13 protein-coding genes are annotated in these 10,888 nt (G+C 70.9%); 2 read left to right on the forward strand and 11 right to left on the reverse strand.

Annotation, left to right across the window (positions count from 1 at the left end):
• Window positions 1-12: 12 nt before the first annotated feature.
• The 8 genes from ACIBJC_RS03575 to ACIBJC_RS03610 form a co-directional block, all read right to left on the reverse strand.
• Window positions 13-627, reverse strand: a complete 615-nt coding sequence (locus ACIBJC_RS03575) for a GTP-binding protein (RefSeq protein ID WP_399287162.1) — start codon at window positions 625-627, stop codon at window positions 13-15.
• The gene (locus tag ACIBJC_RS03580) at window positions 608-982 is read right to left on the reverse strand and encodes a DUF742 domain-containing protein (protein WP_329827729.1); all 375 of its coding nucleotides are present in this window, start codon (window positions 980-982) and stop codon (window positions 608-610) included. The genes ACIBJC_RS03575 and ACIBJC_RS03580 overlap by 20 nt, the downstream gene beginning before the upstream one ends.
• Complete coding sequence (locus ACIBJC_RS03585) at window positions 979-1,386, reverse strand: roadblock/LC7 domain-containing protein (RefSeq protein WP_329827730.1); 408 nt, start codon at window positions 1,384-1,386, stop codon at window positions 979-981. Before ACIBJC_RS03585 ends, ACIBJC_RS03580 begins: the two co-directional genes overlap by 4 nt.
• Complete coding sequence (locus ACIBJC_RS03590; RefSeq protein ID WP_399287165.1) at window positions 1,383-3,107, reverse strand: sensor histidine kinase; 1,725 nt, start codon at window positions 3,105-3,107, stop codon at window positions 1,383-1,385. Before ACIBJC_RS03590 ends, ACIBJC_RS03585 begins: the two co-directional genes overlap by 4 nt.
• A gap of 360 nt (window positions 3,108-3,467) precedes the next feature.
• Entirely contained in the window at window positions 3,468-4,274 is an 807-nt protein-coding gene (locus tag ACIBJC_RS03595) for an ABC transporter ATP-binding protein (RefSeq protein WP_399287168.1), read from the reverse strand.
• Window positions 4,271-5,035: an ABC transporter permease gene (locus ACIBJC_RS03600; protein ID WP_399288103.1), complete on the reverse strand. Its 765-nt coding sequence runs from the start codon at window positions 5,033-5,035 to the stop codon at window positions 4,271-4,273. Before ACIBJC_RS03600 ends, ACIBJC_RS03595 begins: the two co-directional genes overlap by 4 nt.
• 86 nt (window positions 5,036-5,121) lie before the next feature.
• Window positions 5,122-5,913 carry an ABC transporter permease gene (locus tag ACIBJC_RS03605; protein ID WP_399287170.1) on the reverse strand — a complete coding sequence of 264 codons (792 nt, stop codon included), beginning with the start codon at window positions 5,911-5,913 and terminating at the stop codon, window positions 5,122-5,124.
• Entirely contained in the window at window positions 5,910-6,893 is a 984-nt protein-coding gene (locus ACIBJC_RS03610; protein ID WP_399287172.1) for an ABC transporter substrate-binding protein, read from the reverse strand. The genes ACIBJC_RS03605 and ACIBJC_RS03610 overlap by 4 nt, the downstream gene beginning before the upstream one ends.
• A gap of 362 nt (window positions 6,894-7,255) precedes the next feature.
• Between ACIBJC_RS03610 and ACIBJC_RS03615 the strand changes: the two genes are divergently transcribed.
• On the forward strand, window positions 7,256-8,044 hold the full coding sequence (locus tag ACIBJC_RS03615) for an IclR family transcriptional regulator C-terminal domain-containing protein (protein WP_399287175.1): 789 nt from the start codon (window positions 7,256-7,258) through the stop codon (window positions 8,042-8,044).
• Window positions 8,045-8,134: 90 nt separating this feature from the next.
• On the opposite strand, the gene ACIBJC_RS03620 is transcribed toward ACIBJC_RS03615, so the two are convergent.
• The 3 genes from ACIBJC_RS03620 to ACIBJC_RS03630 form a co-directional block, all read right to left on the reverse strand.
• Window positions 8,135-8,524, reverse strand: a complete 390-nt coding sequence (locus ACIBJC_RS03620; protein ID WP_329827738.1) for a roadblock/LC7 domain-containing protein — start codon at window positions 8,522-8,524, stop codon at window positions 8,135-8,137.
• A 175-nt stretch (window positions 8,525-8,699) separates the two neighbouring features.
• Window positions 8,700-9,611 carry a hypothetical protein gene (locus ACIBJC_RS03625; protein ID WP_399287177.1) on the reverse strand — a complete coding sequence of 304 codons (912 nt, stop codon included), beginning with the start codon at window positions 9,609-9,611 and terminating at the stop codon, window positions 8,700-8,702.
• Between the two features lie 98 nt (window positions 9,612-9,709).
• Window positions 9,710-10,075 carry a hypothetical protein gene (locus tag ACIBJC_RS03630; RefSeq protein ID WP_399287180.1) on the reverse strand — a complete coding sequence of 122 codons (366 nt, stop codon included), beginning with the start codon at window positions 10,073-10,075 and terminating at the stop codon, window positions 9,710-9,712.
• A 115-nt stretch (window positions 10,076-10,190) separates the two neighbouring features.
• On the opposite strand from ACIBJC_RS03630, the gene ACIBJC_RS03635 reads away from it, so the two are divergent.
• Window positions 10,191-10,556 (forward strand): hypothetical protein, encoded by a 366-nt coding sequence (locus ACIBJC_RS03635; RefSeq protein ID WP_399287183.1) that lies wholly within the window; start codon window positions 10,191-10,193, stop codon window positions 10,554-10,556.
• The last annotated feature ends 332 nt before the right edge of the window (window positions 10,557-10,888 follow it).

Raw genomic sequence — 10,888 nt, forward strand, 5'->3', positions numbered from 1 at the left:
GGGCGGGGCGGCTCAGCCGGGCGGCGCGGAGAGTTCGTGCAGATAGCTCATCAGCCTCAGCAGCACATCGCGGCTCGACGCCCGCAGCCGCGCGTCGCAGTCGACCATCGGCACCTCGTCGGGCAGGTCGAGCGCGGCGCGCAGGGCCTCGACGGGGTGGTGCGGCGCGTCCGGGAAGGTGTTGACGGCGACGACGAAGGGCACGCCGCGCTCCTCCAGCCGTCCGATGACGTCGAAGCTGACTTCGAGACGGCGGGTGTCGACGAGGACCACCGCGCCCAGGGCGCCTTCGAAGAGGCCGTTCCACAGGAACCAGAAGCGTTCCTGGCCGGGGGTGCCGAAGAGATAGAGCACCAGGTGCTCGGTGATGCTGATCCGGCCGAAGTCCATGGCGACGGTGGTGGCGGTCTTGCTCTCCACACCCCGGTTGTCGTCCACCCCCACCCCGGCCTGGGTCATGGTCTCCTCGGTGGTGAGGGGCCTGATCTCGCTGACGGAGCCGACCATGGTCGTCTTGCCCACCCCGAACCCGCCCACGATCACGATCTTCACCGCGGAGGTGGCCGTGGTGGGCAGGATGTCCTCGGTCCTGGGGCCGGTGATCGTGTCAGAGTTTCTGGAGTCCATGCATCACCGCTTCGAGAAGGGACCGGTCGGGAAGCGCGGCGCGGACGATGGGCGCGCGCGATTCGACCAGCTCGGTCGCGAGGAGTTCGGTCAGCAGCGCGGTCACCACGCTGAAGGGGAGGCTGAGATACGCGGAGATCTCGGCCACGGAGAGCGGTCGGTGGCAGAGGCGCAGGATGGCGGCCTGTTCCGGCTGGACCGTCGGGGACGGGTCGTCCTGGGCCACGATCATGGTGACCAGGTCGAGCGGGGCCCGTTCGGCACCGTCCGGGCCGCCGGTGATCACGTAGAGCCGTTCCGGGTCTCCCACGTCCGCTTCGGGCATACGGCGTTCGCGTCGGGGAGGCGGGGTCATCCGGACTGCCCGTCATGGCGTGGCGGACTGGTGAGATGGGCTCCGATCCGGACCACCATGTCCCGCATCCGCGCGCCGACCAGCCCCGCGTCCACGGTGTCGTCGGCGAGGACGGCGAGGTAGGCGCCCGTGCCCGCCTCCATCAGGTAGAAGAAGCCGCCCCCGACCTCGATGACGACGAGCCGCATCCGGCCGTCGCTCAGCGGGATCTCGGCGGCCACCGCGGCGGCCAGGCTCTGGAGCCCGGCGCAGGCCGCCGCGAGCCGGTCGGCCACATCCGGGTCGCCGCCGTGCCGGGCGATCCTGAGTCCGTCGGCGGAGAGCACCACGATCTGCTGGATCTGCGGCACCCCGTCGGCGAGCTCCTTGAGCATCCAGTCCATGTTCGCCCGCTGCTGGATCACTTCAGATCTCCCTTGCCCCGTACATCGTCGGATTCGCCGTGATCGCCGGTCCGGCCCGGCGGCTCGTCTGCCCCGGCCGACGGCTCCCCGGGGGTGCCGTTGACCGCTTTCGTGAACGCTTCGAGCCAGATGCCGGGTCCGGGCTTCCCCTCCGGGGTACGGTCACCGGCCCCGGGGTCACCGGCCTCGGCCGGTGCGCCGGCCCCACCGTGGCCGTACGGCGCGCCGTCGACCTGGCCGTTGGGGGTGCCGTTCGTGCCCCCGTTCGACGGGCCGTACGCCCGGCCGCCGTCCCGGGGCCCGGTGGAGTGGAGGCCGAGGTTGTGCGAGCCCAGCGGGGCGCGGCCCCGGCTGCGCCGCTGCGGCAGTCCGTTCTCCGTCCACTCCGTCACCACCGGCGCGTCGTCCTCCCCCGCCGCCGCGACCGGGGCCGGGCGCCGGGGTCCTGTGACCGGCCGCGGCACACGGTTGGCGGGGCGCAGTACATCGGTCGTGGGCAGGTCCGACGTGGTGCCCCGGGGCAGCGCCGAGGCGCCGATGCCATGGGCGATACCGGGCGCGGGCCCGGTGGTCACGATGGAGCGCGGCACGATCAGCACGGCGCGGACGCCGCCGTACGCCGACTGCCGCAGCGAGACCTGGAGGTGGTACATCTGGCAGAGCCGCCCGACCACGGCCATGCCGAGCCGGGGGGTGTCGCCGAGGTCGTTGAGGTCGATACCGGCCTGGGCGCGCGCGAGCATGCTCTCGGCACGGGCCCGCGCCTCCTCGCTGAGGCTGACGCCGCCGTCCTCGATCTCGATGGCGATCCCCGTCTGCACCTCGACGGCGGTGACATGGACGCGGGTCTGCGGAGGCGAGTAGCGGGTGGCGTTGTCGAGGAGTTCGGCGCAGGCGTGGATGAGCGGTTCGACGGCGGTGCCGATGATCGCGATCTTGGCGATCGAGTGCAGGTCGACGCGCTGGTACTCCAGGATCCGTGACATCGCCCCGCGTAACACGCTGAACAGCGGTACGGGCCTGGGCCATTGACGGCCGGGTCGGGCCTTGCCGAGTACGGCGATGGAGTCGGCGAGCCGGCCGATCAGCGCGGTGCCGTGGTCGATGCGCAGCAGGTCGTCGAAGACCTCGGGGTTGCGGCCGTGGGCGTTCTCCATCTCCCGCAGCTCACTGGCCTGTTGGTGCACGAGGGACTGGACGCGGCGGGCGATGTTCACGAAGGCGCGCTGCGCGGACTCGCGCATGGCCTCCTCGTCGTCGACGATCTGGAGTACGGACTTGAGCAAGGCACGCTGCGCGACGGGCAGTTCGCGGTAGCGCTCGTCGCCGTCGACCACGGCGCGGATCACCTCGTCGGGTGATTCGCCCTGGCGGAGCCGGTACACCGCGGCGGGCATCAGCTCCTTGCCGAGCCGCACGCTCTCCTCGTCGTGCTGCGCGAGGCGGCCCTCCAGCAGGGAGATCCGGTGCGCGTAGCGCTCGTGGAGCACACCGACGGCCCGGCGGCGGCGCGCCAACTCCAGGGCGCACCAGGCGATGACGACCAGGGCTCCCGCTCCGTACAGCGCGAGCGGTATCCGTGCGGTGTCCTCGGCGAGGACCACCACGAGGGCGGTCACCGCGGTGACGAGGAGGACGGGGAGGAGCAGCACGCGGATTCCCGGTGACGCCTGTTCCTTGGGTGGTGCCTGTTCCTTGGGTGGTGCTTCAAGACGAACCATGTAAGCCCTCTGGCGGTCGATTCAGGTCGGTTTTCGAACAATCAAGGAACCTGGGAACAAGTGCCTGATTACGTATCAACTCGGCGCGTAACGCGAGAGCCTAGCCCGGCCTGATCGGCACTTCGGCATATTCACGCAACCTCACGCACAGGCGCCCCATGGGGCATAGACTTCGCCGATTTGCACGCTGTGGTGATGTGACAGCACCAAGGGTGACGACATCAGTGCGGCCTACGAACACCCGCCCGGAACGCCGGTGCGGGCGCGCCTCTTCGAGAGACCCGGCTGAGCGACCCGCCAGAGCAACCCCTCAGGCGACCCCTCAGGCGACCCCTCAGGGCAACCTCGCCCAACGTCCCGTCAGGGCGCCCCGTCGCCGCGCTTGGCGAGCTGGATCTGCTCGTACACCCGCGTGCGCAGCTCCGCGAAGCGCGGGGCGACCCGGGTGTGGAGCTGGTCCCGCTCCTCCGGCAGGTCGACCTTCACCTGTTCCTGTACGACGGTGGGCGAGGCGGAGAGGATCAGCACCCGCTCCCCCAGGTAGACGGCCTCGTCGATGTCGTGCGTGACGAACAGGATCGTCATGCCCCGCTCACGCCAGAGCCCGCGCACCAGGTCCTCCAGCTCGGCGCGGGTCTGGGCGTCGACGGCGGCGAACGGCTCGTCCATCAGCAGCACTTCGGGTCCGTACGCCACGGCCCGGGCGATGGCCACACGCTGCTGCATGCCACCGGAGAGCTGCCACGGATAGGCGCCGCCCGCGTCCGCCAGGCCGACGGCGGCGAGGGCGTCCTCGACCAGTTCGCCGCGCCGCTTCCGGTCGAGCGACTTCCGCCCGCGCAGGGGCAGTTCGACGTTCTCGCGCACCCGCATCCAGGGGAAGAGGCTGCGTCCGTACTCCTGGAAGACAACGGCCATGCCGGGCGGCGGCGCGGTGATCCGCCGTCCCGCCAGGCGGACTTCGCCGTCGGTCGGCGCGAGCAGCCCGGCGACACACTTGAGGAGGGTGGTCTTGCCGCACCCCGAGGGGCCCACCAGGCAGGCCAGTTCGCCGGCGCCGAGGGAGAAGGTGAGGTCGCGGACGGCCTCGACCCGGCGGCCCTGCCCCTCGTAGACCTTGCGCAGCCCCCGTACGTCGAGCATCCTGTCCCCCTCCTTGATGGTCATGACGACCGCCTTGACCTGCGCAGACCGTGGTACCAGCCGAGAGCCCGGCGCTCGACCGCGCGGAACAGCAGGGAGAGCAGGAAGCCCAGGACGCCGAGCAGCAGGATGCCGCTCCACATCTCGGGGATGGCGAAGCCGCGCTGGAACTGGACGATGGCGAAGCCGAGGCCGTTGCTGGCCGCGAACATCTCGCTGATGACCATCAGGATGATCCCGATGGACAGGGCCTGGCGCAGCCCCGCGAAGATCTGCGGGCTCGCCGAGCGCAGCACGAGATGGCGCATGCTGGCGGCACCGCCGATGCCGTACGACCGCGCGGTCTCGGCCAGTACGGAGTCCACCGCCCGTACGCCCTCGACGGTGTTGAGGAGGACGGGCCAGACGCAGCCGGTGGCGATGACCACGATCTTCATCGTGTCCCCGATGCCCGCGAAGAGCATGACGACGGGCACGAGCACGGGCGGCGGCACGGCCCGCAGGAACTCCAGGACGGGTTCGGTCGCGGCGCGCACCCTGCGATACGAGCCGATGACGACTCCGAGCGCCACTCCGGCGACGGCGGCCAGCGCGTACCCGGCCGTGAGGCGCAGCAGGCTGGGCACCACGTCGTCGGCGATCCGCGCGCCCGTCCACACCGTGCCGAAGGCGGCGGCCACGGTACGCAGCGGCGGCGCGTAGAGACTGGTGCTGGAGTCCGAGACGATCCACCAGCCCGCCACGAGCAGGGCGGGCAGCCCGAGGGCGAGGAGCACCTGGCGCACGGCGCGCCGGGGCGCGGTCGTGGCGGAGGGAGAGACGGCGCGAGCTGCGGGGGCGGAGGCGGGAGTGGCGGAGGCGGCGGTGTCCTTCACAGGGCCGCCTCGCCCCGTACGGACTGGTGCCAGGCGAGCGCACGCCGCTCGACGGCCCGGGCGCCGACGTTGATGAGCAGGCCGAGACCCCCGGTGACCACCACCAGCGCGTACATCTCCGGCACCGCCTGCGAGCTCTGGGCGACCGCGATCCGTGCGCCGATCCCCGGTGTCCCGATGACGAGTTCGGCGGTGATCGCGAGGACGAGCGCGACGGCGGCGGCCAGTCGTACGCCGGTCATGATGTACGGCAGGGCGGTCGGCCAGAGTACGTAGCGAATACGGGCCCAGGTACCGAGCCCGTACGAGCGCGCGGTCTCATCCGCGATCGGGTCGACGTCCGTGACGCCGTACAGCACCTGGACGAGGACCTGCCAGAACGAGGCGTAGACGACGAGCAGCAGGGTGGAGCGCAGATCCGTGCCGTAGAGGAGGACGGCGAGCGGGATGAGCGCCACCGAGGGGATGGGCCGCAGGAATTCGACGGTGGAGGCGGTCGCCTCGCGCAGATACGGCACGACGGTCAGGACGACACCGGCGGCGACGCCCGCGACGACGGCGATCAGCAGGCCGAGCGCCCAGCCGGTGAGCGTGTCGCCGAGCGCGGTCCAGAACGTGGCGTCGGACAGCTCCGTACCGAGAGCGCCCGCCACCCGGACGACGGGCGGGAGATAGTCGGCGGAGACCAGTCCGGTACGCGGGACCAGCTCCCACAGGGCGAGGAGAACGGCCACGCCTCCGGCCCCCAACGCGGCGTTGACCAGGCCGTTTCCGCCTGCGCGGGTCATGGGAGGAGCGTGTCCAGATCGGGCGTGGAGCCGAGGGTGCCGTCCTGCTCGCCGAGCTTCGCCAGGGTCTCGATCGACGCCCGGTCGGGCCGCGCGGGCCAGCGGGGCAGGATCAGGTTCGGCAGCATCGACTCGGGGATCTTCGTGTAGGTGGTGAGGATCCGGCGGACCTCGTCGGGGTGGCGGTTGGCGTACTCCAGCGACTCGGCGGTGGCCTCCTGGAACTTCTTCACCGTCTCCGGGTTCCGCTGGGCGTACTGGGTGGAGGTGAAGTACATCGCGACGGTGAGATCGGGCGAGACGTCGACGTAGCTGGAGGCGATGACGGTGCCACCCTGGCTCTTGACCGTGGCCAGCGCGGGTTCGACCACCAGGGCGGCGTCGACCCGGCCGCCGGCCAGGGCGGCGGGCATCTGGTCGAAGGGCAGCTCGACGAAGTCGACCTCGGCCGGGTCGCCGCCCGCCTTGCGGACCGATTCCCGTACGGAGGTGTCGCCGATGTTCTTCAGCGTGTTGATCGCGACCTTCTTGCCCTCCAGCTCCTTCGCCGACGTGATCGGGCTACCCTTCCCCACGGTGAGGCCGGCGAAGTCGGCGCCCTGCTCGCCGGTGGTCGCGATGCCGTTGGCCACGGCCTTCACGGGGACGCGGTTGCTCTGGGCGATCATCAGGGTGGTCATGTTGGAGAAGCCGAACTGGAACTGTCCGCCGACCACGGCGGGCACGATCGCCGCGCCGCCCTGGGCGGTCACCATGGTGAGGTCGAGGCCCCGCGAGGCGTAGAAGCCCTTCTTCTCGCCCAGATAGAGGGGCGCGACATCCACGATGGGGATGATCCCGACCGTGACGCGGGCCGTGCCGCCCGACGCCCCTTCGCCCGTACCACCAGGGCCCGCCGGGCCTCCCGAACCGGATCCGCCGCACGCGGTGGCGGTGACCAGGAACGCCGCGGCGATGGCCGCGATGGACAGTCGACGCATGAACCCCCCTTTGCCGGACGGAACGTGCCACGGACCGTGCGCAGCCCGCACAGCGTTTCCCAGCGGGAACATAGGGGCAGCCGCAGTCACCGGTCAACGGGGCATGGCGCTCTCATCAACCCTTTGGCGCAAGGGAGTTGGGAATTGGGTGAAAGAACGGCGCGGCGCACGAGGCGTTGTTGACAGCCCTCGGACCCGGCTCCTAGCGTGCGCGTCACGCACAGACGTACACAGTCGTACACGGATCACAGTCGTACATGGATGAGCACTCGTACACGGAACAGCAGTCGTACGCGGGCCAGCAGTCGTACGCGGACCAGCGGATCACCCGTCACACACATCAGGGTCGACGGAGGCAACTGATGAGTGCAGCCCCGGCACGCGAACCCCACTTCGTCCAGTCCTTCGAACGGGGACTGTCGGTGATCCGCGCCTTCGACGCGCACCATCCGGAGCTGACGCTCAGTGAGGTGGCCCGGCTCTGCGGCCTCACCCGGGCCGCCGCGCGCCGGTTCCTGCTGACGCTCGCCGATCTCGGCTATGTCCACACGGACGGGCGGCTGTTCCGGCTCAGCCCTCGCGTCCTCGAACTGGGGTACGCGTATCTCTCCAGCTTCTCGCTGCCCGAGATCGCCGAGCCGCACCTGGAACGGCTGGTCGCCGAGGTACGCGAGTCGTCCTCGCTCTGCGTGCTGGACGGCGACGCCGTCGTCTATGTGGCGCGGGTCGCGGTGACCCGGATCATGACGGCGTCGATCACCGTCGGCACCCGGTTTCCCGCCCATGCGACCTCGGTCGGGCGCGTACTGATCGCCTTTCTCCCCGACGAGGAGCGCGACACCCGCCTCAAGGGCACCGAGCCGGCCGCTCTCACCCCGTACACCACCGTCTCCGTCGACCTGCTGCGCGCGGAGCTGGAGCGCGTACGGCGTCAGGGGTACGCCCTGGTCGACCAGGAGCTGGAGGAGGGCCTGCGCTCGGTCGCCGCGCCCGTACGGGACCGGACGGGCACCGTGGTCGCGGCGGTCAACGTCCCGGTCCACGCGAGCCGTCACTCGATCGAGTCGGTACGGCGTGATCTGCTGCCCCCGCTGCTCGCGACGGTCGCCCGGATCGAGGCCGACCTGCGCGTGGTGGCGCCACGGAGATGAGCGGAGGGGAACCGGGGCGGATGGTCCCGGGTGTACGGGGCCGCGCCGCCGCCACCCCGTACGCCCGCGTCCGCCCCGGGACCCGCCGGTTCAGGCGGGCACATCCCCTTCGAGGAGCTTGACCAGCTCGTCCACGAGGGCGGGAGCCTCCCGCTTCAGCGCGGCGATGTCCATCCCCTCGTCGCCCAGGATGGAGAGCAGCGCCCGGTCGCCCACCGCGAGGACGATGATCTGCCCGGCCGCGCAGCGGATCACCACATCGCGGAGGGCGCCCGCGTCGGCCTGCTGCGCCATGCGCTGGCCGAGCCCCAGGGTGGCGGCGGCGAGGGCCGCCACGGACTCCGGCTGGAGTGTGTCGGTGTCGGCGGCGACCATCAGGCCGTCGGCGGTGGACAGAACGCTCTCCGACGCCCCCATCACCCGTTCCCGCAGCGAGGCCAGAACTTCGACGAGTGACGTGACGGACGAGTCTGCGTGCATGGTTATCGCTCCTTGGTGATGATCCGGCAGCGGTCCTGCCGTGGGGCCTGCCGTGGGGCGTTCTACAAGGCTCCGGCCGCGTATCGGGGCCGGGCCACAAGCCGTCCGTCTGTCCTGAGGGTTTCTGATGTGCTGAAGGCTTCCGGTGTGCTGAGGGGTCCTGATGTGCTGAGGGTTACCGGTGCCCCGGGTGTTCCGGCCCCGTCGCTCCGCCGGGTGACGTCGGCGCCGCTCCCGGCTTGACGCCCGGTGCCCACTGGGGGCTGGGGCCGGGGACCCGGCGCGGCAGGGACCCGGCCGGTGGTGGCGCCGCCCCGGACCCGCCGGTGGGGGCGCTCGCGCCCGGGACGCGGGGCGCGGTGCTCGGTCTGCCCGCCGGGCGCCGGTCGCCTTCCCACTGGACGAGCTTGAGTTCGTCCATCCTGATCAGATCCACCATCACCGCGAACAGCCCCCGGCCGAGGAAGAAGGCGAGGTCGCGTGGTGTACGGCGGCCGTTGGCGAGGGCGAGGAGCGCGGTATGACGCGGGGCCAGCCTGCCGGCCGCCCGTTCCGCGACGACCGAGGGCCGCAGCCGGGTCCTGGCCAGTTCGCCGGGCGACCCCCAGTGAGCGGTGACGAACGCCAGCCGCCGCGCGGTCTCCTCGGCGACGCTCTGCGGCTGCGCGGGATGCCCCGCGAGTACGGTCTGGGCGGGGGCGCCCACCTCCCAGCCGTCCGGCCGGGCGAGCGCCATCGCGAAGGCGCCCTCGTAGATCGTCGCGGTGCAGAGGACCTCCAACTCGGTCTCGCCCACCAGTCCCTGGCCGACGAGGGCCGCCCCGAGACCTGCCACGTCCTGGGTCGCCGCGAGAGCGGACGCCCACCCCTCGTCCCCGATCCGGCCCGACTTCAGCAGAGCGGACTCGACCGAGGGTGTCCCGGGGGTTTCGATCGCGCTGATCAGGCCGTTCCTGAGGTGAATCGTTCCGCCAGGTGCCCCGGAGACCGACACCGTACCGCTGTAGCCCTCCTGGTGCAGCCGTACCAGCAACGCCGTGACATTGCGCGGCGCGGAACCGGCCGGGACCGGAGCCTGTGGGGGCAACTCCCCCGGGGCTTGCGCGCGGGGAGCCGCCAAGGTCTGCGAGGGACCCGTCCACAACGGGACAGGCTGCGAATGCCGTTGAGGGTCGGACCCGTCGTTCATGCGAGTACGCCTTCCGCGTGCTCCGCGAGCCGGCGAATCGCCAGGGCGAGGTTCGTCCGGTCGCGGTCCAGCGCCGCGACCAGCAGTACGGGGTCGCCCGCGCGCCGCACCGCCTGTACCACGTGGTAGCGGCGCACGCTCGTCACGATCACGCTCTCCAGCTCGCTTTCGTCCCCCACGCGGTCCATCTGGCCCGCGATCACGGCCGTGACTTCGGCCGCCTCCCTGCCGTCCCCGACCTCGAAAGCGTCTCCGACCACGCAGTACGTGAGACCGGTGACCGCATCCACCAGAGCGGCCCCTGTCATCCCCGGCATCTCCATGAGCCGGGAGAGGGACGATTCGATCGCTGACACGGTCATCCCTTCGAGTTACGGCTGATTTCACAGTACTCTAGTCTTCAACTAGTCCCTTGGTGACCAGGTTTGGCATTATTTCGTCCGCAAAGTTTCGGCTCTTTCAGAACAGGACCACACGATGAACCTTGAGACCGCGCTCAAAGAGGCCATGGCGATCGACGGTGCGCTCGGGGTGGCCGTGGTCGACTACGAGAGCGGGCTGTCGCTCGGAACGCTGGGCGGGGACCAGGGACTTGACCTGGAGGTCGCGGCGGCGGGGAACACCGAGGTCGTGCGCGCCAAGATCCGCACCCTCGCGACGCTGGACATCGACGACACCGTGATCGACATCCTGATCACCCTCGGCAAGCAGTACCACCTGATCCGCCCGCTGCTGTCCACCCAGGGATCGCTCTTCCTCTACCTCGCGCTCGACCGCACGCGCGCCAACCTCGCGCTGGCCCGCCACAACCTCAAGCGGATCGAGAACGAACTCTCGATCTGAGGTCGCGGCGGGGCGTCGACGCGGGGCGGATGGATGGACGAGGGGCGGGACGGCTGGATACGGGTGCCGGTGGGCGCCGGTTCCGCGCGGTGGACGACGCGCGGGCGGTGCCGGCTGGTGCTGTTCGTCGTGCACAACGTGACATCGGCGACCCGACTGCTGGACGTAATCCCGCTCTTCAGGGACGACCTGCGGATTCAGATGCTCGCCACGTGCACCGGTTCGTCACCGTTCCAGTCCGGGGTGGCCGGCCTCCTGGCGGAGACCGGCGTGCCGGTGCTTCCGTGGGAGCAGGCGGTGGCCCTCCCGGTGGATCTGGCGATCTCGGCGAG

It is taken from the genome of Streptomyces sp. NPDC050509 (genome assembly GCF_044457965.1).
In the GTDB taxonomy this organism is placed as follows: Bacteria; Actinomycetota; Actinomycetes; order Streptomycetales; family Streptomycetaceae; genus Streptomyces.

Coding starts and splice junctions, on each gene's coding strand:
- ACIBJC_RS03575 (WP_399287162.1), bottom strand. CDS start 627: ATGGACTCCAGAAACTCTGACACGATCACCGGCCCCAGGACCGAGGAC.
- ACIBJC_RS03580 (WP_329827729.1), bottom strand. CDS start 982: ATGACCCCGCCTCCCCGACGCGAACGCCGTATGCCCGAAGCGGACGTG.
- ACIBJC_RS03590 (WP_399287165.1), bottom strand. CDS start 3,107: ATGGTTCGTCTTGAAGCACCACCCAAGGAACAGGCACCACCCAAGGAA.
- ACIBJC_RS03595 (WP_399287168.1), bottom strand. CDS start 4,274: ATGACCATCAAGGAGGGGGACAGGATGCTCGACGTACGGGGGCTGCGC.
- ACIBJC_RS03605 (WP_399287170.1), bottom strand. CDS start 5,913: ATGACCCGCGCAGGCGGAAACGGCCTGGTCAACGCCGCGTTGGGGGCC.
- ACIBJC_RS03610 (WP_399287172.1), bottom strand. CDS start 6,893: ATGCGTCGACTGTCCATCGCGGCCATCGCCGCGGCGTTCCTGGTCACC.
- ACIBJC_RS03615 (WP_399287175.1), top strand. CDS start 7,256: ATGAGTGCAGCCCCGGCACGCGAACCCCACTTCGTCCAGTCCTTCGAA.
- ACIBJC_RS03620 (WP_329827738.1), bottom strand. CDS start 8,524: ATGCACGCAGACTCGTCCGTCACGTCACTCGTCGAAGTTCTGGCCTCG.
- ACIBJC_RS03630 (WP_399287180.1), bottom strand. CDS start 10,075: ATGACCGTGTCAGCGATCGAATCGTCCCTCTCCCGGCTCATGGAGATG.
- ACIBJC_RS03635 (WP_399287183.1), top strand. CDS start 10,191: ATGAACCTTGAGACCGCGCTCAAAGAGGCCATGGCGATCGACGGTGCG.